Raw genomic sequence first — 23,120 nt, 5'->3', positions numbered from 1 at the left:
CAGTCAGTCGCTGGTGAGTCGGTGGCCGAGATGCGCTCGCAGTTCCCCCAGAACGCTTCCTGGCGAAGGTGCGAGGGCAGATTCAGGCCCTGAGCGACCATTCGTTGCCCTAAGTTCGTTCAGGGCGATTCTGAGCGAGGTGCTCTCACCGGGCGCGACCCGCGTGATCGGGGCCTGTTGGCGGCACGTCGTGACGGACCCGGAGCGAGCTGGTTGTCGCTGCGAGTCGCTGCTCGGCTGCCCGGCGCCGGGACTGAGGATCGGCCTTGGCTGTCTTCTTGCGCTCTTCGGCGTTGATCTCATCGATGCGGGCCTGGGCGTACGCCGGGCGGTTGTGGTCGCGCTCCATGCTCTCGGTGACGGTCTGGTGTTCGAGGATGCCGGGCGCGAGGTGCAGCTTCTGGCGGAGACGCTCGAAGCCGTCGAGCCAGTGTTCGGAGCCGCGGGATCCGAGGATGCACGCGGCCTGGTGGATGAGCTTCTGGCGGACATTGGTCTCGGACCAGTGCCCTGCGGTGCGCAGCAGGTGGTCGATCATCGCGTCTCCGAGCGGGGACCGATTCTCGATGGCGGCGGTGATCGCGTCGGCACCCTGGGTCTCGAACAGCTTGGCCGGGTCCAGGCCGTCGGGCAGGTCGAGATGGGTGGGGTCGAGGTCCGCGGCGGTCAGGTGCCAGAAGGCCTTCTGCGCCGACTTCCAGCCGGCCGGGTCGGAGTCGGTGGCCACGGCGATGCGGTCGCGCCCGTCGACCATGTCGATGTGTGAGCGGAGCAGCCTGATCTGGTTGACGGTGAGCGCGGTTCCCATCGGGGCGATGCCGACGGCGGTACCGTTGCTGCCCAGGGTGATGGCCAACGCGTCGATGGGGCCTTCGACGATGACCGGGAGCGCGCCGTCGGTGAGAGGTTCGCGGGCTTCGGCGTACCCGAAGAGTGCCTCGCTCTTGGTGAAGACCGGAGTGGTGCGGGTGTTGAGGTACTTCGGTCCGGCGTAGTCGTCGTCGGTCTTGTTGGGGTTGCGGCGGCCGACGAAGCCCAGGATCGCCTGCCCGCTCGGGCCGTGGGGGTCGCGGATGGGCATGATGAGTCGGTCGCGGAAGAAGTCGCGGTAGTACGTCGTGCCGTCGTTGCGTTCACGCTGGGAGACGAGGCCGGCCTGCTCGAGTTCGTCGAGGGTGGCTCCCTGCTCGGTGAGGTGCCGCATCAAGCTGCGGCCACCTCCGGGTGCGTACCCGACGGCGTAGGTGGGGTGGTCGGCGAGGTCGGTCCCCAGCCGCTCGCGGAGATAGGCCGGTGCCCACGAGCGCGGGTAGCAGGACTCGAAGTAGGCCAGTGCCTGCTGGTTGAGTTCGTGGATCCGCTCGGCCGGGATCTGATTCGGGTCTGGGAAGGCGTGCTCGGCGGTGACCTCGGCGGCCTCTGCCCACGGCAGGGGGGTCGCGTACGGGTCCTCGACGTACGGGTAGTGAGCGGCCGAGCCATCGTCGTACGGCGCTGGCTCCTGCTCGGCGAGGTCCGGCTCCCAGGCGACCGGCTCGGCAGCGAGGGTGTCGTAGTCGTCCGGAGTGGGGGAGTGGGCGAGGGGGACGTTGGTGTCGTCGGCCTGGTCTCGGTAGAAGGCGGCCAAGAACTCGTCGGCGTCCTCGGGCGGCAGCATGTCCGGGTCCGGGGGAACGTCGGCGTCGCTGTATGGCGCTGGTTCGTCACCATGGACGGGCGGTTCTGTCGGCTGGTCGGTGAGCATGGCGATGCGCAGCACGAGCGCGTCGGCGACCTCGACACCGGTCACGGATCCGTCTTGCGGTACGCCGGCCAGTGCGCTGGCAAGGATCTCGGTCGGACTCCAGCTGTGGTGCTCGCAGGCCTCGTCAACCGCCGCCACGAGCGCGGGCCACGCGGGCGCCTTCTGCAGGTACTCGGCCTTGGTGGTGCCGACGAGTTCGGCCAGCGCGCTGCGCCAGGTGGGCTGCAGCAGGTTCGCGGAGTGCTCGTCAGCGCCGAGTGCAGCCGGCCCGAGGTGCGGAACGAGACGCCACCACAGCGCGGCTGCCTGCTGCTCGTCGGGCAGCGGCCGCGCGGCTGAGGACGTATCCGCGTCGGTGGCGGACTGACCGCCCGAGAGCGAGGGATCGGTGGCGAGTGCTTGCCTGATGTAGTCCGTCACGGGCAGTCCTGCGCGCTCGAGCCGGGCGAGTCGCTGGCACAGCGGCGTGATCCACGGGTCGGCGCGGACGATCTCGGGCAGCACCTGGTACCAGGTGCGCTGGGAGAAGGGGTAGCTGGGACGTGCCGAGCGGACGGCCCGGTTGAGCTTGGCCTGGTAGGCGCCCGGAGCGCCGATGGTGCGGTCGCCGGTGGGGCGCAGGTCGTTCTCGTCAGTCCTGGCCGCTGCCCGCCACACGGCGAGATCGGCCCGCAGGTCGGCGTCCTCGTCCTCGAGAAAAGGCTGCGCCCACACGGGTGCGGTGGCGCCGGTCCACCCCCGAGCCGCTTCGCGTACGGCGTCGATCTGCTCTCGGACGAGCTGGTGGTAGGCGGCCGCGAACGGCCCCCAGTCGTGGGCCTCGGCCAGCCGGGCGGGGATGCCAGGCAGCCACGCCAGCGGCCCGTCAGTGGGCGGGGGAGCGTCCGGATCGTGTGGCCGGGCCGCGGTGAGTTCGGCGACGAGGTCGTCGATGCGGGCGTCGAGCACGGCCGCGGGGTCGCGTGCATCGGCCAGCGACCCGACACCCACGGCGGCGGTCAACAGCTTCAAGGGGCTGTGCTCGTCGAGCGCGATGAGGGCGAGATGGGAGCGCAACGTCGGCCAGGCTGGGGCCTCGGTGAGTCCCGTGAGGAGTGTTTCGGCGTGCGCGTCGATCTTGTCCATGCCGACCGGACCGATGAGGTTCTCGGCGCCGGCAGTGACGGCGTCGTGATAGCGGGCCGCCATGTCGCCGAGCAGCTGGGTCGGGTTGGTCTGCTCGCGCAGCGTGGTGGTCGCGGAGACCGGCGAGCCGTCGCGGCGCAGCATCTCGGCGATCCGGTCGAGTGCGGTCGGCGGGATCAGTGCCTCAGGCCTGATCAGGTTGTGCGGGTCGCCGTCGCTGGCGACGTTGAGGTAGAGGTGGTTGGCGAACTTGCCACGCGACAGCGCGACGTAGAGCAGGTTGCGGTCTTCGTCACCGGTGAGGACGACGTGGCAGGTGCCGGTGGTGATGCCCTGCGCGCCGTGAACGGTGGTGGCGTACCCGAGCTGGACGGTCCTGGAGACGTAGTCGGCGGGCAGGGTGATGGTCTTGCCGAGTTGGTCGTGGACCACGGTCAGGGATCCGTCGTCGTTGACGCACCTGACGTGCCAGCGGTCGCCGTTCTTGACCCAGTTGGTGCGGCTGATGGGTAGGCGGCGGTCGTTCTCGCGGGTGATGATCCGGTCACCTTCGGACACCTTGGTGCCGTCGGCCAGCGTCAAGACAGGTCCGATCTCCTTCTCGTCGAGGGCGGCGAGGCGGTCATTGCGGGCGCGGGTGTTGAGCTCGGCCACGATGTCGCGGGTGGGCGCGATCAGGACTGAGTCAGTGCCGGCGGTACGGTCGGCAGCCCACGCGGCGTAGGCCTGGTCGGCACAGGCACCGAGGTCGCCAACATGGATGCGGCCCCGGTCGGCGTAGAACGCGATCGCCGACGGGTCGCCCTCGCGCAGCGCCAGGGTGGCGGCTGCTTCGGCGTGGTTGAGGCTGCCGTCGGGGTTGCGGAAGCGGTGGACTTCGCTGAGGGTAACGGCGCCGATCTGGTGGGCGATGTCTCGTAGGACGCCGCCGGCGGCGACCGAGGCGAGCTGTCGGTCGTCGCCCACGAGCCGCACCTGGGCGCCGCGGGAGGTGATGTAGTCGATCGCGGCCGCCAGATCGGTGGTCGCGGCCATGCCCGCCTCGTCGATAAGGACGAGGGTCTTGGGGTTGATCTTCTCCATCCACGTGGGTGCTCCGCCGTTGTTGGCGTGCCACACGAGCTTGGCCAGCGTGTCGGCGCGAACCTTCTTCCGACCCGGGCGCCACGGCCCGTTCAGAAGTCCCTTGGCCTTCGCCGCGGCACCGGCGTCGCCGGCTTCGGGGTTGATGGAGGCGCCGAGTTCTTGGGCGGCGACCGCGGACGGGGCGAGGCCGATGATGGTGCCGCCGGAGTCCTGCCAGGCGCGGGTGAGGACCCGCATGGCGGTGGTCTTGCCGGTGCCCGCGGGCGCGAGGGCGAGCTGGACAGCGCGCCCGCTGGTGGCCATCTCGCGGACCAGGGACTGCTGGGCGGCGTTGAGCTGGAGCTGGTTGGCGGCGGCTTCGGCGATCGCGATGCCGACGCGTACCTCGCTGATGGTGCGGCCGCCGGTGCGTCGGGCGGACTCGACGATGCGCCGTTCGGCGTCGATCACGGCCTGGGAGGTGTACGGGCGGGCACCGGCGAGGCTGTACACGCTGACGATCTCCTCACCGTCGCCCCCGCGTTCGGTGCGCTGCAGGGGAGCGGGGATCGTCACGTCGTGGGTGGCCGCAGTGGTCGCGTGGGTGAGCGGGTCAGGGTCGTTGAAGGCGATGGAGTGCTCGCCGATCGCGGTGGCCACCACGCGGTCGACGGCGGCATCGAGGTCGGGCAGCCGGACGCCGTGGGCGCGGGCCTGGCGCTGTGCCTCGGCGCGCAGGTGCCAGACCTGCCAGGTCGCACGGTCCTCGGCGACCCGCGCGACGACACGCTGCGCGGTCTCGGCGACCCATTCGTCGGTGACGTCCTGGGCGTCCGGGCGGTGACCGAGACAGTCCTCGACCATGTCTCGGACGGCCTGCTCACCACCGATGATCGCGGCAGCCTCGGCCAGCCACGCGGCCCGCTGGTCGGCTTCGGCACGGGGTGCGTGCTTGGCCTGCCGGGTCTGGTCCCACGCCTTCTCCGCGAGGGTGACGGCCTCACCTTCGGTCGGCGGCCGGCCGTGCTCGGTCTGGAAGGCGGCCGCCAGTTCGCGGCGGCGGGCCTCGATGGCGCTGTGCCGCTTGGACCAGGTCTTGGCCAGCCGCTCGTCGACGCCGACGATCTCGCGCACGGGCCGCTTGTCGACACCCTTGTCCAAACCGCTCCTGCGGTTCTCGAAACGCACTCCCAGCCGGGCGATGAGCTCGGACTCGATGAGGGTGTTGTACATCTCCGCGAGGGTGACGTTGGCCTTGTAGAGCACCCGTCCGTCGACCGCGAGCCAGCGGCCGGCCTCGTCCTGGACCTTGTTGCTGACCGCGACGTGGGTGTGCAGGTGCGGATCGGACGAGCGTGCGTCGCGGTGGGTGAACATGCCCGCGATCAGGCCCTTCGCCTTGACCTGCTGGAGGCCGCCGCGTCCGCGGCGTGTGAACAACACCTCCTTCTCCAGCCACGACAGCGTGGCCTCGACAGCCGAGTGATGGGCGGCCTCGATCTCCTTGGCGACGTCGCGATCGGCCAGCGCCCACAGCGTCGAGACGGACTTCACCGGGGCGAAGGTGAGGTCGTATCCCGCCACCGCGGTGGTCTGCTGGCGGGTGGCCTTGGCCATGAAGGAGCCGCGCTCACGGTCGTCGATCGGTGCCCGCCCGTGCTCGCGGAGGAAGTGCTCGTTGCCCAGCTCGGTGCGGATCTTCGCCCGCACATCGGCCGGCACCGGGGTCTTCCAGTGCTCACCGCGGGCCAGGTTGTAGGCGACGTAGCGTTTGGCGGTCTCCTGGATGAACTCCGGTTGGTTGCCCAGGTACCGGGCGAACACACGGCCGAGCTGGGAGGCCTTCTTGGCATTCTCGATGCTCTTGCCTGCGTCCAGGGCGGCGTTCTCCAGCCGCTCCGCGTCCGGGTGGCGACCCTCGCCGAACAGGTTCCGCATGTGGGCCTCGGTGACCTGCGAGCCCACCTCGAGGTCAAGCGCACCGAGCCCCGCACCGAACCAACGGCCCGGTGACTCGCCCTTCTCGGCGTAGTAGTCGGCCAGTCCCGCATGGCCGCGGTCGGTGGCATCGTGTACGGCGACCTGACGGGTCAGGTATGTGTACCCGTCTCCCGCGGTCAGCTTGTGCACACCCATCACGCCTGGAGAAGCAACCGTGGCGATCCGGTTTCGGACACCTGCCCGGCACCAATTTCCGACAGTGCATGGGGTGCGAGGGATCTGGTGAGGTTCAGCGTCTGGTGAGTCGAGTGACGTGGTCGGGTTCGAAATTCGTGGATCGGAAGTGTCCGATCTGGGTCGGTCGAGGTTGCTTCTTGCTTGTGAAGGGTCGCGGTGGATGTCCGTGACGTTCCGGATCAAGGAAGAGGTGGTTCCCGGTGGGGAAGGCGGCACAAGCACAGGCAGGTCGGGACCGGGCTCGGGATGCCCGACTGAAGGCGGCGCGCGAGCGCCGGCTCAAGCTGGACCCGGATCAGCTGGCGCGGGAACGGCGCATCGACGAGGCGTCGGTCGACGTCGAGGTCGCCTGGGAGGAACGAGCCCAGGCGGAGCAGGCGCTGGCGGACGCGGAGGTCGCGGCCGCGGCCGCGATCGAGCGGCTTCTTGTGGAGCGGCTCGCGGTCAAGGACGTCGTGCATCTGACCGGGCTCGACCAGGCGACGGTGCGTCGGCTGCGTCAGCTCGAGACCGACGACGAGCCCGGGACCGAGCCCGGGACCAGCGGCGGCGTCGGCTCCACTGCCGAGGGTGCCGACGCCGAGGTGGCGTGATGGCGAGCCCGCCGACCGTCGTGACCAGTCGCCGACGTCAGCACGAACTGCTGAGGTCGTGGACGGGGTGGCCGCTGACCTCGATCCTGATCGACCCGACCGAGGTCGCCCAGGTGGGTGAGGCGGGTTGGTCGGGCACACATCACCGCGACCCGGAGACAGGGGAGCGGATCGTGGGCACGACCGACGGCCTCGGGTTCGGCGTCGACGACACCTGGCACAACCCGGTCGAGGTGATCCCGTGGTCAGAGCTCGAGGCGATCGCCAGGGCAGTGCCAGACGAGGTCCGCGAACAGCTCGTCGAGTTCCGGGCTCGATGGCGGCAGCACCAGTCGGCCTACCCGCGGTTCACTGCCAGCGAGGCCGCAATCGGGTGCGGCCCGACCGTGGCCGGTGAACCGCTCACGCCGCGACAGGAGGCCTACGTGCGCGAGCACGAAGCCTTCGAGGCCAGCGGGGTACTGCCGGCCTGGGAACAGCAGCGAGCGGAGCTGGATGCCGAGCGGCTGGGCCTCCACGGTCAGGCCATGGGCCTGTCGGCCGGCTCAGAGGCCGGCGACCTCCTCGAGCTGCTCGATGACCAGCAAGCCGACCGGGACACGAATCCGGACGACACTGCCGTCGCGGGGACGACCGGCGCCGAGGTCCGCGCGTGCGTCGAGGACGAGCACGGACACGTCACCTCAACGGACGTGTCCGATGACGAGGCGGAGTTCTTCACCGTCTACGGGCCCGACAGCGACGGACTGCCCCAGGCGGTCAGCGACCACCCGACACGGGAGACGGCGCGACGCGCACTGGAGGATCGTCACGGTGCCGGGGAGGACCAGACAGCGGACCCGGTGCCAGACGACCAGGCCGCCTCGAGTGCTCGGCCGGCGTTGCTGCCACCTGCAGCCAGCACGGCCGCGCCCGGCGACGCCGCTGCCCGCTCGATGGGGATCGCGCCCGATGCGAGGGGTGTGGGCCGATGATCGCAAGCACGCCGGTTCGACTCCTCTCGTTGGCGATCGTGGCCCTGGTGGGCATCGTCGGCGTACGCGGCATCGTGGGTGGCTTCGCCTTCGGCGGCGACATACTCGACAACAGCTCTGGGCCACATTCCTCCGCGGCCGCAGGCGAGCGCACGCCCGGCGTTGTGGCCTACGTCCTCGACGGAGACACGGTCCAGGTCACCACAGGTGATGGCCGCGACGTGAGGGTGCGGTTCCTCGGGATCAGTGCTCCCGAGATCGCGCATCCCGGCAAGCCGGGGGAGTGCTACGGCTCCCGATCGACCCGGCACCTCAAGCAGCTGCTGCCGGCCGGCACTCACGTGACGATCGTGAGCGACCCGACCCAGGACGATGTCGACACCTACGGGCGCTGGCTGCGCTACGTAGAGGCATCCGGTCGCGACATCGGAGCTGCTCAAGTTCGGTCCGGCTCCGCTGCAGCTCGCGACAGCTCTGCTCCGGTCTCACGGCACTCGACTTACGCGCAGCTCGAGGACCAGGCCCGCGGCCGCTCGGCAGGGATGTGGGCGGCATGCCGGTGACGAACACGCCGGAACTGGTGGGCCGAAATGGTTTACATCAGTATAGGGGGGCTATACCGTATAGGTAGGCTATACCGATGCGTTGGCCGCATCCGTTAGGCGATTGAGGTCGTCATAAGAGCACCTGTCAGGAATGTGCAGTCGAGGAGCACGGGCCGGGGGAGTGCGCGAACCGGGACCTCCCGATGTGCGCACGGGCCTGCACCTGTCGGCACGGGGCGCCGGAGTCCGACCCGGCTCCGTACTGGACAGCAGTGAACGCAGCGGCCGCGAGCCCGGAAGGGGCAGGCGCGGGAGGGGCAAGGGGCCGTACCCGTACCCGTGCCCGGACTGCGGGGAGACGGTCAACGCGACCGCGGCCTATCGCGCCCGGCACCGCAACCCGTGCCTAGCCTGCACCCGTAGCCGGAACGGGTGGGCGTGCAGGGAGTGCGGCAGCACCGACCCCCGCCACGCCTCACCGTGCACAGCAAACTCGGGTGCCGCCGGGGAAGGAGCGGGCCGATGACCGCCCAGCATCGGCCTGCCGCACGTCGACGCCGCTTCCGGCACGACGAGTACATCGCCGGCGACCTCTTCTCCGGGTTCGGCGGCCTGACCCAGGGCATCGAGCGCGCCGGCTTCAGCGCGATCGTCGCGGCCAACCACAACGAGTACAAGGTCAAGGTCCATGAGGCGAACCACCCGCACGTCGAGCACTGGATCGCGGATCTGGTGGACCCGGACTCCAGCGACTACCACTCCGTGCGCGAGCTCCCGCCGGTCGACCTGCTCGCCGCCGGCGTCAGCTGCGTCAACCATTCGCCCGCCAACACGAGGAGGGCCTACGAGCAGGGCCTCTCGCTGTTCGACCTCGAGGACCCCGAGTATGAAGCACGCGTCACCCGCTCCGAGCGTGACCGGGCAACCGCCAGCTGCGTCCTGCACTACGCGGCCCAGCACCACCCGCTGTTGCTCCTCGTCGAGTGCACCACCGAGCTCTACTCCTGGGGCCAGCTCGTTCCCGGCAAGCGGAAGGTCGGCGACGGGTCGACCTACCGGTGGTGGCTCAAGCAGTTCGACCTGCTCGGCTACAACCACAAGGTCCTCTACCTCAACTCGATGTTCTTCGGCGTCGGCCAGTCCCGCGACCGCGGGTACTGGGTCTTCTGGGACAAGAAGCTCCCCACCCCTGATCTGGATCACCGGCCGGAGTCCTGGTGCGACCACTGCCAGACCGTCGTCCAGTCCGTGTGGTCGTGGAAGACCGGCGTTCCGCCAACCGGGTCGGTGCGGTACGGCAAGCAGTACAACTACCGCTGCCCCTCGTGCCACCGCGAGGTGATCCCGCCGTTCAGGCCCTCGCTGGACGCGCTCGACCTGTCGAACCTGGGCACCCGGATCGGCGATCGTGACAAGCCGCTCGCGGCCGCGACGATGGCGCGCGCCGAGCGCTGCCGCCAGCGGTTCGCCGAGTTCCCGGCGGTCTTGATGCCGGCGAAGTCGCAGCGCGGCTCGAAGCGGCACCCGTGGCAACCGATGGCCACCCAGACCAGTCAGCAGGAGACCGCGGTCCTCTCGACCGGGGCACTGATGGCGGCCGCCGGCAACACCTTCGAGTGGCCCGGCTCGCAGTGCCGCACCCGCGACTTCTCTCAGCCGCTACCGGCTCAGACCTCGACGAACGGAACCGGCCTGATCACGCCGCCGGTCCCGATGGCGATCGACAACTTCCAGGGCGCCCCGCGTGGGGTCGACGAGCCGCTGCCAACCCAGGGCGGGTCGGAGACCATGGGACTGCTCTCGGCCGGGGTGCTGCCCTACCGCAGGCACACGACGCCCACCTCGCACGTCGAGGCGATGCCGACTGTGACGGCCGACCAGATCCCCGGCTTGCTGACCGCGGCCGGCACGATCAAGAACAACGGGTCGATCCTCGAGGCGAAGTACCGGGCGCACCCGGTCTCGGACCCCGCTGGGCGCGGTCACCGCTGAGCCGACCCAGGCCCTGCTGTTCTCGGGCTGGTACAAGCAGAACGGCTCCACCGGCACGGAAACCGCGCCGCACCCAGTCACGGACCCGTTCGGGACGCTCACCTCGCGCGACACCACCGCCATCCTGACCGCCGAGTGGCGTGAAGCCCTCGCGGACCTCGCCCTCGAGGACTGCTACTTCCGGATGATGTACGACCACGAGATCGGCCGTGGCTGCGGCTTCGACGTCGACTTCGCGGACTACCAAGGCACGTTCCAGGTGTGGGGCTCGGCTCGCGACAAGGTCGACGGCTACGGGAACGCCGTCTCGCCACAGGTCGGCTGGTGGATCGGCGGCCGGCTCCGCGCGGTCCTCCACAACGAGGAGGTGGCGGCGTGATGAGCGTCCAGAAGCTCTTCACCGAGGCGCCCGCACGTCGGGACCCTGAGGCAGACGCACGCACCATGTGGAGGCGTGAGCAGAAGCCTCTCGGCGCCACCTGCGACTTCCCCGGGTGCGAGCGGCACGCCGAGCTCGGCGCACGGATGTGCGACTACCACGTGATGGTCCGGCTGGCCTCAAACGGTTCGTGGGTCGACGACAGGCACCCTGATGGGGGGCACGGCTGATGTGTTACCGAGAGACCGCGCACTACGTGGTGCTCTGCGACCGATGCGGACTGGCAGCGCCGGAGGGATCGGGCTGGTGGACGCCCTCGCTCGCCGACCGGGCCGCACTCGAGGCAGGTTGGGAGATGACCCAGACCGAACACCTATGCCCAACATGCGCGATCGCCGAGATGACCGACGAGGCCGGGGCAGCGGGCCCCGACCGCCCGGCGCTGCCGCCGGTCCGCGGCCCGGCACCGCGGCCGGACATCGGCTGGCCACCGTCCACGACAGCTGCGGCCCGCTCGTGGGAGGACTCGCGGTGACCGACCGGACCGGCATCGATTGGACCGACTCGACGTGGAACCCGCTGACCGGCTACACAGAGCTCTCCCCGGGCTGTGATCACCGGTACGCCAAGACCCTCGCCGAGCGCTTCCGCGGGACCCCTGGGCACTACTTCGAGGACGGCTTCGACATCGTCCTGCGCCCCGAGCGTCTCGACCAGGTGCTCCGGTGGACCCGGCCGCGCCGCCGTTACAGTCAGCAGCATGCAGCCCGCCGATGTGACCGCCGCGCCAGCTGAGGTGGTGGCGGAGGTGCTTCGCGACCCGTCCGGGTTCCTGGCTGCGGCCGCGGAGGCCGCTCCTGGCTGGTCGGTTCGGTACGGCGGCCCGGAGGGCGTTGCCCAGTTGACGGGCGCGCTGCACGATCATCTGGCTCAGCTGACGAAGAGCAACGCCGAGTTGCGGGGCGCGACGGTGCTCTACTTGCGCACCCACCAGAAGCTTTCACTGCTCACGATCGCGGGTCTGCTCGGCGTAACCAAGGGTGCCGTGAACCACGTCATACGGCGGGCCGAGGAGGACTCGGCCCGGCAGTCGGGAACGTTCGCCCAGCTCGAGTCGCCCGCCGCGTGGGACTCCTGACGACAACCGTCCATGACGGCGACGCTCACCCCGTAGAGCCCGGCTCCTTAGCCACCCTCGCCACTCCAGTTCGGGTCCACGGGTACCGGGACGAGCTGCTCGATGGGGAGCCAGTCCATCTTGACCACCGGCTTGAGTGCCGCATCGTCGTGCCAGACCACCAGGGCCTCCCAGCGCCGGCCCTCGCGTTTCCAGTCGAGGATGAGCCCGCGGAAAAGCTTGAGGCGGCCGGTGTTGCGGATCAGGACGAACCGCACGTCGACGTACGGTCGCCACGCGTCGTTCTTCGGCGGGTTCGCAGACACCTCGGCACGCTCACTCTGTGGTGAGCAGCTCGGCCGGGAGCCACTCCTCGACTGAAGCCCACTGCCCGGGCCGCAACTGGGCTGCGTAGATGACCCGGCCCTCCCAGAGGTGACCGGCGCGACGCCACTCCAGCAGCAGGCCAGGCCGCGGCTGCGAGGCGTCGACAGGCAGGGTGATCCAACAGTGCCGACCAGGCTGAGGCGGCGCCACTGCGCTGCTGGGAGGTGGGTCCGGGTGCTGGCCAGCGCGCACGCGGTCCTTCAAGGGGATTCCCGCGCCGCGCCCGTATCCGCCAGCTGCCATGCCTCCCAGAGTAGAACACCTGTTCGAAGTTGTGCCCCGTCATGGTTCGTACGCTGGATGGGTGCCGACCTCCTGGGAGCCGATGCTGGCCAAGCCGGCAGCCACGCTGGCCGCGGTCGGGAGCCTGCCCGGCGGCACCGTCTATGAGCCGAAGTGGGACGGCTACCGGGCCATTCTCGAGCGCACGAGCGCCGGGTGCCGGGTCTGGTCGCGCAACGGCGTGGACCTGGCGGCAGGGTTTCCCGAGATCGTCCAGGCTGCCCGCGAGCAGCTGGATTCGGGCACGGTGGTCGACGGTGAGCTCGTCGTGTGGCGGGACGGTCGACTCGACTTCGGGGCACTGGCGCCGCGGCTGGCCTACCGCGGCCACCGCCGGCCACCGGAGGACCTGCCATCGGTCTCCTTCCTGGCCTTCGACGTCCTGGCTGTCGGCGACGTTGATATGCGGACCGAGCCGCTGCGCGATCGCCGGGCAGTGCTCAAGCAGCTGGCGGGATTGTGGCGGCCGCCGCTGCAGTTGACGCCGCAGACCGCTGACCGGGCCGAGGCGGAGCGCTGGCTCGAGGAGTACGCCGCGGCGGAAGTCGGTGTGGAGGGCCTGCTCGCCAAGGGAGCCGGTCAGCGCTACCTGCCTGGTCAGCGGGGATGGGTGAAGTTCCGGATCCACAACACCCGCGAGGCCACGGTCGGCGCGGTCATCGGTCGCGTCGACCAACCGGTTCGGCTGATCCTCGGCCTCCGAGACGCCGCCGGCACGTTGCGTGTGGCTGGTGCGACCCATCCGCTCAGTTCGAGAGAGTCGGCCGAGCTCGCTGCGGTCCTCGTCGGCACCGATGACCACCCGTGGCCGGCCGAACTCAGCACCCGCCAGCTGGGGCGGTTCAGCCGCGAGCCGGTTGTAATCGCCCGGGTGATCCCCACGGTGATCGTCGAGGTCGAGGCAGACACCGCGTTTGAGCACGGCCGGTGGCGGCACCTGACCCGTTACCGCCGGCTGCGCCTGGACCTCTCCGGCTGAGGATCGACTCCTCAGCGGTCGACGCGGAGCGAGAGGATGCGCCAGCCCGGCCGCAGCTGCTCCCGAATACGCTCGAGCGCCTCGTCGTAGGACGCCGCGGCGGCCGAGAGATCGTCGCGCTCCAGCTCGTAGCCGCCGCGGTGGTCAGGGGGATCTCCTGGATGGCAGCGGTCATCGTGAGCACGAGCCGGAGTCTAGAAGCGCGGGCCGACAGCGGACCCACCACGGGCAGACACCCGGGTCGCCGGGCGGTCGAAGTACTCCCCACAGGCGCGATGGGGTTTGGGGCGCCGAAATGCCGATACATATGGTGAGCGCTCATCGGGAGTGCTCGCGAAAGGAGCACTGAGTGAGACCGCGAGCGAGCCAGGCCATCGTCAGGCACGCCGTCACGGCGTTCCTGCTCGCGGAGCTGGGCCGCGGCCGATCCGCGACATGGTCCCTCGAGGAGGCCGACCGTCTGCCCCGCGTCCACGCACGCATGTCATCGGACCCGGACGGCGCTGACCACCAGCCGGTCGTCGGTGTGGAACAGCTCGGCGCACGTCACCAGCGTCAGCAGCTCGCCGCGCCGAGGCAGCCCTGGGTCGCCGGCCCGGTCGTCGAGCACGGACGCATCCGTGAAGGGCACCCGCCGGACCGTCGCACCCTCGGGGACCTCGTAGGTGTAGCGCTCGGTCGCCGTGCGCAGGACGATCTGGTCGCCGGGCCGGATCTCGGTGAGGTCGCGCAGCGGCTCACCGTGGGTGATGCGGTGGCCGCCGAGGACGACGTTCCCGCCCTCGCCCGGGAGCTCGGTGTCCGTGACGTGCCCGAGGCCCCACGCGAGAGCGTCGTCGTCGTCGCCCTCGACCACCGGCACCGTGTCACCACCGATCGAGTCCGGCAGCCGGGCGACGGCGAAGGCGCCGTGCGGCAACGAGCGGTCACCGGCCGCCGGGCCGCGGTCGAACCGCTCGGTCAGGTCGGCCACCAGCCCCTCCTGCCGGTGCTGGGCCACCACGGTGGTGCCGACCAGCTCCCAGACCAGCCAGCCCACCACGAGCAGGCCCGCCGCGACCAGCGCCCAGCCGGCCCGTCGCCGGGTCATGCCCGGCGACGACCCGACCGCAGCAGCGCCGTACCACCGGTCAGCAGCAGCAGCGCCAGCAGCCACCACCAGGCCGAGGGGCCTCCGGTGTCGGGCAGGACACCGTCGTCGGCCGCGCCGGGCGCGAGGTCCTCCTCGCCCAGGACGAGGACCGCTCCGTCGCTCGGGTCGACCCCGGGCCCGTCGTCGAGCACCGCCACGTTGACCACCTCGGTCCCGGCGGTCACCGACTCGCGGACCTCGGCGACGACCACCAGCATGGTCTCCTCGCCCGCGGGCAGGGAGGCCGGGAAGGTGCACCGGGCGACGTCGCGCTGGATGCTGCACCGCCAGCCGCGACCCTCGGCCGACACCAGGCGGAGCTCGGCCGGCAGGTCGTCGACCACCACCAGGGGATGCACGGTGTCGCTGGGACCCTCGTTGGCGACGGTGATCGCGTAGACCACTCTGCCGTCGGCGGACGAGCGCACCCTCTTGTCGATGGTCAGCACCGACGTCGGCGTCACGGCCGCGGCGTCGTCGTCGCTGTTGTCGGTGACGTCGGACTCCTCGGTGGGCGTCGACACCGTGGCGGTGTTGACCACCTCGGGGTAGGCCTCCGGCCCGACGTCCACGACCATCACAAGCTGGGTGCTGCCCCCGGCCGGCAGGGCGGCGGCGTACTCGCACGTGACGCTGGTGGTTCCCTCGCAGGCCCAGTCGTCGCTGGTCACGCCGGACAGCGTGAGGCCGTCGGGCAGGACGTCGGTGAGCGTGATCGGCCCCGGGTCCTCGGTGGGGCCCTCGTTGGAGACGGTCAGGACGTATCGCGCCTGCTCCCCCACCACGAAGCGGCCCTCGTGGACCTTGTCGAGGGTCAGGTTCACCAACGGTGGCACCGTCACCTCGTCCTCGTCGGTGTTGTCCGCCGGCTCGGGATCGGTCGCCTCCGAGCCGACCTCGGCGAGGTTGGTGACGGTCGGGTACGCCGCCGGCTCGACCAGCACCGTGACGGTGATCGGCGGCGCGTCGGTGTCAGGGGCGAGGGGGCTGCCCAGCACGCATGTCAGCTCCTGCCCGTCCTCGTCACAGGTCCAGTCGTCACCGGTCGCGGAGACCGGGGTCAGGCCCTCGGGCAGCGTGTCGACGACCATCACGTCGCGGGCGGTCGAGGGTCCGTCGTTGCGGACCGCCAGCGTGAAGTCCAGCTCGTCGCCGACGCGCACCGGCCCCGTGTGGGACTTGACGATCAACAGGTCGGCCTCGGCGAGCGGGGTGACGACGTCGTCGTCGACGTCGTTGCCGGGGTCGGTGTCGTCGCCGCGGGGGTCGACCGCGGCCACGTTGCGGAGGTCGCCTGTCGCGTCGGGGGCCACGAAGACCGACAGCTCCAGGGTCGCCAGCGCGGTGCCGGCCGCCAGCGGGCCGGGGTGCTCGCAGGTGACCTGCTGGCCGTCCGCCTCGCAGGACCACTGACCGCCGGCGACTCCCAGGTATCCCAGGCCGTCGGGCAGGTCGTCGACCACCGTCACGGTCCCGGTGACGTCCGAGGGGCCCTGGTTGCGCACGTCGAGTTCGAAGGTGACCGGCTCGCCCGCGACGACACGGCCCGTGTGGGACTTCTCGATCGCGAGGTCCGTCGCCGTCTCGAGCGTCAGGTCAGCGTCGTCCTGGTTGTCCGCCGGGTCGTCGCCGTTCGTGGCCGTCGCGGTGGTCGCGACGTTGGTCAGCTCCGTCCCGGACGGGAGGCTGCTGTCGATGCTCACGGTCACGGTGATGACCGGCGCGTCGGTGAGGGCAGCGACGGTGGGCCGGCTGCAGGACAGGTCGGCCGCCGTGGTCTCGCACGTCCAGCCGGCTCCGACCGCGGACACGACCTCGAGGCCAGCCGGCATCGTGTCGGTGACCGTCACGGTGTCGGCGTCGGAGGGTCCGGCGTTGGAGACCAGGAGCTCGAAGGTCGTCTCCGCCCCGGCGACGGGCGTGGTGTCCGTGGCGGTCTTGGTGATGCTGATGTCCGCCTCGTCCTCGATCGTCGTCGGGTCCGCATCCGTGTCGTTGTCGGGGTCGGGGTCGGCGGGACCGTCGACCGTCGCCCGGTTGACCAGGGTCGCGGGACCGGCGTCGGCGGCGACGTCGGCGACCACGGTGATGTCGGGCGCCGACGTGCCGTCGGCGAGCGAGGAGGCCCGGGTGCAGATCACGGTGGTGGGCGACGGCGTCTCACAGGTCCAGCCCGGGCCCGCGGCCGTGCTCGCGGTGAGGCCGGCGGGCAGCGTGTCGGTGACGACGATCGGTCCCGGGCTGTCGGACGGACCGAGGTTCGACACCGTCAGCACGTAGCTGACCTGGCCACCGGCGAGCACCCGCCCGGTGTGCGACTTGTCGATCGCGAGATCGGCCTCGACGTCGACGGAGGAGTCGTCGTCGTCGGTGTTGTTGGCCTCGTTGGGGTCGTCGGTGTCGGCGTCGACCGTGGCCTCGTTGACCACGGCGCCGGTGACCGAGGAGTCGACCGCGACCCGCACGCGCACGACGGCCTGGTCGCCGTCGGCCAGGCTGCCCGCGAGGGAGCAGGTCACGGTGCCACCGGTCTCGTCGCAGGACCAGACGCCCTGCTGAGAGGTGAAGCCGACATAGCTGAGGCCTGCGGGCAGGTCGTCGGTCACGACGACGCCGGCAGCGTCGGAGGGACCGTCGTTGACGACCCGCAGCTCGTAGACGGCCTCCTCGCCCGCGGTGACCTCGGTGATGCTGGTCTTGGCGATCCCGAGGTCGGCCTCGGTCCGCGGCGTGGTCGACACCTGGTCGGCGTCGTTGGCGGGCTCGGGGTCCGTGGTCGTGGTGTCGGTGATCTCGACACCGTTGACGACGTCGCCGGTCTGAGAGCTGGGGATCCCGGCCACGACGGTGAGCACGGGCGCCGGGGCGCCGGCGGCGAGGTCGCTGGAGAGCGTGCACGTCAGGACGCCGCCGGGGGCGTCGTCGCAGGTCCAGCCGGTGCCGGTGGCCGAGCGAAGCACGCTCCCGGGCGGAAGGGTGTCGGTCACCTCGATCGGTGCACGGGACACCGACGGACCGAGGTTGCGGAGGCCGATCGTCCAGGTCGCGTCCTGGCCGGCGACGACCTCGCCGCTCACGGCCTTGTCCACCGCGAGGTCGGCGGCCGTGGTCACGGTCGCGTCGTCGGTGTCGGAGTCGTTGGCGGGGTCGGGGTCGTAGGTCCGGCCGTCGACGGCGGCCCCGTTGGTCACGACGGTTCCGTCCGCGAGGTCGTCCGGGAGGCCGGCCACGACCGTGATGACGGCGAGCTTGGCGCCGACCGCGAGCGGCGAGCCCGCGGGGCGCATGCAGGTGATCTCGAGGTCGACGCGCCCGCAGGTCCAGCCGGGCCCGCTCGCCGTCACCGGCGCGTCGGCGAGCTCGCTCGGGAGGGTGTCGACGACGGTCCACGGACCGACGGCAGGGTCAGGACCCTCGTTGGTGACCGTCACCGTCCAGGTGAGGGGCGCGCCGGCGACCGGGGTGCCGGTGTGCTCCTTCGCGATCGCCAGGTCGGCGGAGTGCACCTGGGCGGCAGCGGTGTCGTCCGGGCCGGCGTAGGAGGTGCCGTCGGCGTCCTGCTGCTCGCCCTCCGCGTCCTCGGCCGTGGTGCCTGCCGTGTTGACATGGTCGACGGCGGCGCCCACGCCCGGGTCGGTGACGACGTCGGCGCCGGGCGTGGCACTGAAGGTCAGCACGAGCGTGGTGCCGGTCGGCAGGTCGCCGAGGTCGGTCCAGATGAGGACCTGCGGGTCGCCCGTCACCGCCGGCTCGGCCGCGACCGGCGCGCCACCGGCGACCGACACCCGGGCGGTGTCGGCGTCGTAGGTCCAGCCGGGAGGCAGCATGTCGTCGACGTCGACGCCGTAGGCGGTGGAGGCACCGTCGCTGGAGACCACGATCCGCCACTGCAGCGGGTCGCCGATGTAGGCGATCGTGCTGCCGACCACGCTCTTCTCCACCGACACGTGCGGCAGGGCGGCCCGCACGGTCGCGGTGTCCTGCGGCCCGTCGTACTCGCGACCACCCTGGTCGGGAAGCGAGAAGTACTCGGTCACGTCGGCGCTGTTGGTGAGCGGGCCCGCTTTGGCCGGCGTCGCGAGCACCGCGTCGTAGGTGAGGCTGACCGTCGCCCCGGGCGCCAGCGGACCCTCGATCGTCCAGGTGATGGTGCCGCCACCGAGAGCGGCGTCCGCACCGGTGAGGACCCCGCCGTCGGAGATGGTGGCGGCATCGACGACGACGCCGGTCGGCACGTCGTCGGTCACGACCAGGTCGTGGGCGTCGCTCGTCCCGGTCCCGGCGGCGCCGTTGCTGACGTCGAGCGTGTAGCCGAAGGTCTCGCCCGGAGCCGGGGTCGTGTCGGAGACCCGCTTGTCGAGGGAGACGACCGGCTCGGTGATGGTCAGGGTCGCGGTGTCCGGGGCCGCCTCGGCCCCGAAGGTCTCGCCCGCCGAGGTGGGCGGAGCGCCGTCGGCCAGCTCCCACTTCAGGGTGGCACTGTTGACCAGCGCGTCACCGCGGGAGTTGTCGACGATGTCGGCCACCTCAGCGGTGTAGACGAGGGTCACGACCCGCTGCTCGGGCGAGGCCAGGAGGTCACCGAGCGACCACCCGGCCAGGGTGGAGCCGGAGGGCCCTGCGGCGTCGGCGAGACGCGCCGGGGCGCCGGGCAGCGTGCACGGGTCGGCGTCCGCCTCGGCGCAGGTCGCCGACTCCAGGGCGATGGTCGAGGCGTCGATCCCCGCGGGGACCTGGTCGATCACCGCCGCGTCGTAGAAGTTGACCTGCGAGGGCAGCGTGACCCGCACCGTCCAGCGGGCGGTCTCGCCGATCGCGTAGGTCGGCTGCTCGACCTCCTTGCCGACCGCGGCGGGCTGCACCGCGAGGGTGCGCGACGCCGGGACGCTGTAGGTGCGTTCGGTGGGTCGGTCGGCATCGGCCCGGGCGACCTTGTCGTCGTCCATGGTCGAGCCGCTGAGCTCGGCGGTGTTGGTGTACTGCTGCGAACCCCCGGCCGTGTCGGAGACGACGGCGCTGTAGGTCAGCGGGACCACGGCGCCGGGCCCGAGGTCGCCCAAGGACCACTCGATGCGGGTGGAGCCTGCAGGACAGCCGTTGGCCCCCGTCCCGGCCGAGACGTCGCGGGCGCCCGGGGTGGGCGACCCTGCCACCAGCTCGAGGCCCGACGGGAGGCAGTCGACGACGAACGCGTCGTGGAGCGGCGGCCGACCGGCAGCGTTGCGCGCGGTGAGGGTGTAGGTGATCTCCTGGCCGACCACGACGACGTCGTCGGCGTCGTCGTCCTGCTTGGTCAGGGTCGGCGAGGGCGCGACGAGGGTGAAGACGGCCGTGTCCGTCCGGGCCGGCAAGGCGGCCCCACCCGGGCCCGCCGTGGAGGCGAAGGAGGCGGTGTTGGTGCGCCTCGCGCCGTGGTTGCCGGAGTTGGAGACCAGCACGGTGAGCTGGACCGCGAAGCGCTGGTCGGTCGCCGTGTCGTTGGTCCAGGTCGCCGGGAAGGTCAGGTCGCCGTTGGCCGCCTGGGAGAAGCCGCCCGGCTGGGCAGCCGTCGTGTCACTGGCCGCGTCGGGCTGGAAGGTCCAGGACGGGGACCCCGGGACGAGCGACACGCCGGAAGGCAGGGTGTCCGTGAGCCGTCCCGCGTAAACGGTGGTGCCTCGCGGCACGACGACCGAGAAGGTGTAGGTCACCTGCTCGCCGACGGTCCCCTGGCCACCCGCGTTGTTGCCGGCCTCGGCGACCTCGGTGGTCAGGTCCTTCTCGACGGAGGCGTCGGGGGCGAGGAGCCGGTGGGTGTCCTCGGCCGGCGGGGAGTCGGTGTCAGTCACGCCGCCGTCGATGTTGTCCTCCGGTGCGTGACCGGCCGCGCCCCCCTGGTTGGTCGGGGAGTCGTACGTCGAGACCGCGGCGGTGTTGACAAAGGCGGCGGACACGCTGAGCTCGGGGTCGTAGGCCACCTCGTAGGTGAGGTCGACGGAGTCCCCGGCTTGTAGGACCACGGTGTCGGGCAGGTCCCAGCGCACGACCGAGCGGTCGGTGAGCCCCGCCCGGGGTGTCGGGTGGCCGGCGTCCCCGGGGTCGGTGCACACCCCGGAGTCGGACACGGCAGCCACCTGGTCGCAGGTGATGCCGGCCGGGAGGACGTCCCACACGTCGGGGCCGACGACGTCGAGTCGGTTGCGGTCGGCGGCGACGGCAGCGTTGGTGACGGTGACCGTGTACTCGACCGTGTCACCGCCTCGGACCGTCCCGTTCTCTGGGAGCGGCGTCGGGACCGGCGCGGTGCCGGCGACGCGCCGGGCGGACTTCTCGACCTCGACGGGCGGGGCCGCCGCGAGCGACAGGTCGACTTGGTCGCGCAGGGAGAAGACGGCGCCGTCGGTGTTCTCGTACTGCAGCTTCGCGAGGTTGCCCAGCAGGTCGGGCGCGGGTCCGGCGGCCGGGTCACCGACGATGGCGGAGAGCCGTACCTCGAAGACACCTCCGGGCGACACGTAGCGGCCGCCGGCGCGGTCGGTGCCCACCTCCCAGGTGAGCACGTCGCCCGCCACGGCCAGGTCGAGCGCGACGGTGTTGGCCCCGGTGGGCGTCGCCGAGCCGGGCTCGTAGGTCGTCCCGGCGGGCAGGAAGTCGGTCACGACGGCGTTGCGGGTGCTGTTGTCGTCGGAGAAGTCGACGCGTACGACGAAGCAGACCCGGTCGCCCTCGTCGAAGGTCACCAGCGGGTCGGTCGGGTCGAGGTCGTCGCGGTAGTCGCCCGCGTCGGTGCTGCAGGCGTAGGGACGCGCGGCCGGCACGTCGGGCTGGATCGACTTCTGCAGGGCCGGCGCGTCGGAGCCGAGGCCGGCGCTGGAGTCGTCCGCGACCTCGACCGGTCCGGTCGGCGCGGGACCGGCGACCGCGTCGAGCAGCGTCGTCGTGCCGACGAGCGACACCTCGTTGCGGTAGCCGTCACCCGAGACCGTCGGGTCCTGGCCGCCCCGGTCGTAGGCGCCGAGCATCCGCGCCTGGAAGGTCACCGTGGCGACGTCGGATGCCTCGAGGGCGAGCTGGGTGAAGACGATCTCGTAGGTGCCGTCGACCTGCCGGGTGACGCTGTCGAAGTCGGCACCGGTCGGGTCGGACCCCGGGACCGGGTCGCAGGCCGGCAGGCCGGCCGGGGAGAAGTTCTCGGTGCTCGACAGGGGGCAGAAGCCGTCGGGCAGCAGGTCGGTCAGCACGATGCCGTCGGCGTCGGCGTACTCGCCCGTGCTGACGGTCAGCGTCCACGTCGCGATGCCGCCGGCGGTGAACGTCCCGGGAGAGACCGACTTCTGCAGGGCGAGGTCCTCGGCAGTGACAGTGACCTGTCCGGAGTCGGAGACCGCACGCGATCCCCCCGGCGCCAGCGCGCCCTGGTAGGTACCGGCCGCAGTGGCGCGGTTGGTGAGCGACAGCTCGCCCGCCCCTTCGCGCGTGCTGGGACCCGTGTTGTTGTCGAGGTTGGCCGTCTGGCCCAGGCCCGCGCCGCCGGGCGTGGGGCCGGGCCAGGTCGCGGTGTTGGCGCGCTGGGGGATCCCCGCGCGATACCTGACCTCGACCGCCTCGCCGGCCGCGAGGGTCCCCAGCGCCCACTCCACGCGGGTGTAGGTGCCCGCGGGGACGCCGGCCGGGTCGACGACGGTCGTCACCGAGGTGGGAGCGGGGCAGTCCGTCGTCACGTCCGGCACGGCGTCGAGCCCGGGCGCCCCGGAATACTCGGGTGCGGCGCTGTTGTCTGTCGTGCCGCAGCCGAGGAACTCCAGTCCGGCGGGGATCAGGTCGGCGAGGGTCACGCCGGTGGTCGGGCCCTCGGTGGTGTTGCGGGTGGTGAGCGTGTACACCGTGCTGTGGGCATGGACGCCGCGGAGCAGCTCGTTCTCCGGGCTCGGCTCCGACTTCGTGACCTCGATGGCCGACACGCTCGTGCTGGTCGGCGCCGACGAGGCCTGCTCCGTGGCGCCGCCGGTGTAGGTGCCCGAGGCGGAGAAGCGCGCCAGCGTGCGCGGATCGGTGCTGGCATAGGCGTCGCCGACGTTGGAGATGGTGGAGCCGACCGGGTGGACCACCGGGTCAGGGGTGGCGGAGAAGGACAGCTCGACGGTCGCGCCGACCGGCAGGTCGCTGATGTTCGACCAGATCAGCACCTGACGGTCGTCGGCGGTCGTGCGGACGTCGGGCTCGCCGTAGGTGTCCGGCGAGGTGGATCCCGCGACGTAGGTGACGCCGAGGGGCAGCACGTCGCGGAAGGTCACGTTGTACTCGGGGGATGCCGAGGGCCCGGCAGGGTTCGTCACGGCGAGCGAGAACTCGACGTCGTCGCCGGCGAGCACGTTCTCGGGCGCCGACTTCGACACGGTGATCTCGGCGGCGTTCGCAGGCGCCGCGACGGCGACGACCGAGCACAGTGCCGCCAGCAGGGCTAGCACGAGCGAGCCGGCAAGCGGGCGACGGGGGTGTTGCGTGGGCACGTTCGAACTCCTCCGGATTCGGCGAAGGTGAGCACAGGCCCAATCGTGGTGGGGACGACGTGGGCACCCTCCGCCACCGGAAGGCTAGACCAGTTCGGACCACTACGGCCCGGGATCGACCAATTCAGGCACGGACCGG

12 protein-coding genes are annotated in these 23,120 nt (G+C 71.3%); 8 read left to right on the top strand and 4 right to left on the bottom strand.

Annotation, left to right across the window (positions count from 1 at the left end; translation table 11 throughout):
• Positions 1-145: 145 nt before the first annotated feature.
• Positions 146-6,070: a MobF family relaxase gene (mobF, locus tag M0M48_RS24465; protein WP_257753102.1), complete on the bottom strand. Its 5,925-nt coding sequence runs from the start codon at positions 6,068-6,070 to the stop codon at positions 146-148.
• A 242-nt stretch (positions 6,071-6,312) separates the two neighbouring features.
• Here mobF and M0M48_RS24460 point away from each other — a divergent pair, with 242 nt between their 5' ends.
• The 7 genes from M0M48_RS24460 to M0M48_RS24430 all read left to right on the top strand — a co-directional run bounded on the left by M0M48_RS24460 (position 6,313) and on the right by M0M48_RS24430 (position 11,733).
• A complete protein-coding gene (locus M0M48_RS24460; protein ID WP_257753101.1) occupies positions 6,313-6,705 on the top strand; it encodes a hypothetical protein in 393 nt (130 codons plus the stop codon).
• Positions 6,705-7,679, top strand: a complete 975-nt coding sequence (locus tag M0M48_RS24455) for a hypothetical protein (RefSeq protein ID WP_257753100.1) — start codon at positions 6,705-6,707, stop codon at positions 7,677-7,679. The genes M0M48_RS24460 and M0M48_RS24455 overlap by 1 nt, the downstream gene beginning before the upstream one ends.
• 38 nt (positions 7,680-7,717) lie before the next feature.
• Positions 7,718-8,242: a thermonuclease family protein gene (locus tag M0M48_RS24450; protein WP_257759354.1), complete on the top strand. Its 525-nt coding sequence runs from the start codon at positions 7,718-7,720 to the stop codon at positions 8,240-8,242.
• A gap of 504 nt (positions 8,243-8,746) precedes the next feature.
• Complete coding sequence (locus M0M48_RS24445; protein WP_257753098.1) at positions 8,747-10,216, top strand: DNA cytosine methyltransferase; 1,470 nt, start codon at positions 8,747-8,749, stop codon at positions 10,214-10,216.
• A gap of 184 nt (positions 10,217-10,400) precedes the next feature.
• A complete protein-coding gene (locus M0M48_RS24440; protein WP_257753097.1) occupies positions 10,401-10,595 on the top strand; it encodes a hypothetical protein in 195 nt (64 codons plus the stop codon).
• Positions 10,596-11,126: 531 nt separating this feature from the next.
• Complete coding sequence (locus M0M48_RS24435) at positions 11,127-11,390, top strand: phage Gp37/Gp68 family protein (RefSeq protein ID WP_257753096.1); 264 nt, start codon at positions 11,127-11,129, stop codon at positions 11,388-11,390.
• On the top strand, positions 11,356-11,733 hold the full coding sequence (locus M0M48_RS24430; protein ID WP_257753095.1) for a hypothetical protein: 378 nt from the start codon (positions 11,356-11,358) through the stop codon (positions 11,731-11,733). Before M0M48_RS24435 ends, M0M48_RS24430 begins: the two co-directional genes overlap by 35 nt.
• Before the next feature lie 47 nt (positions 11,734-11,780).
• Here M0M48_RS24430 and M0M48_RS24425 read toward each other — a convergent pair whose 3' ends face one another.
• Positions 11,781-12,038, bottom strand: a complete 258-nt coding sequence (locus tag M0M48_RS24425) for a hypothetical protein (protein ID WP_257753094.1) — start codon at positions 12,036-12,038, stop codon at positions 11,781-11,783.
• Positions 12,039-12,403: 365 nt separating this feature from the next.
• Between M0M48_RS24425 and M0M48_RS24420 the strand changes: the two genes are divergently transcribed.
• Complete coding sequence (locus tag M0M48_RS24420; protein WP_257753093.1) at positions 12,404-13,360, top strand: ATP-dependent DNA ligase; 957 nt, start codon at positions 12,404-12,406, stop codon at positions 13,358-13,360.
• A 484-nt stretch (positions 13,361-13,844) separates the two neighbouring features.
• Here M0M48_RS24420 and M0M48_RS24415 read toward each other — a convergent pair whose 3' ends face one another.
• Both M0M48_RS24415 and M0M48_RS24410 read right to left on the bottom strand, forming a co-directional pair.
• Complete coding sequence (locus M0M48_RS24415) at positions 13,845-14,450, bottom strand: sortase (RefSeq protein ID WP_257753092.1); 606 nt, start codon at positions 14,448-14,450, stop codon at positions 13,845-13,847.
• The gene (locus tag M0M48_RS24410) at positions 14,447-22,981 is read right to left on the bottom strand and encodes a DUF11 domain-containing protein (protein ID WP_257753091.1); all 8,535 of its coding nucleotides are present in this window, start codon (positions 22,979-22,981) and stop codon (positions 14,447-14,449) included. Before M0M48_RS24410 ends, M0M48_RS24415 begins: the two co-directional genes overlap by 4 nt.
• Between the last annotated feature and the right edge of the window lie 139 nt (positions 22,982-23,120).

Source organism: Pimelobacter simplex (genome assembly GCF_024662235.1).
GTDB lineage: Bacteria > Actinomycetota > Actinomycetes > Propionibacteriales > Nocardioidaceae > Nocardioides.
This window is presented reverse-complemented; position numbering and strand designations above follow the sequence as displayed.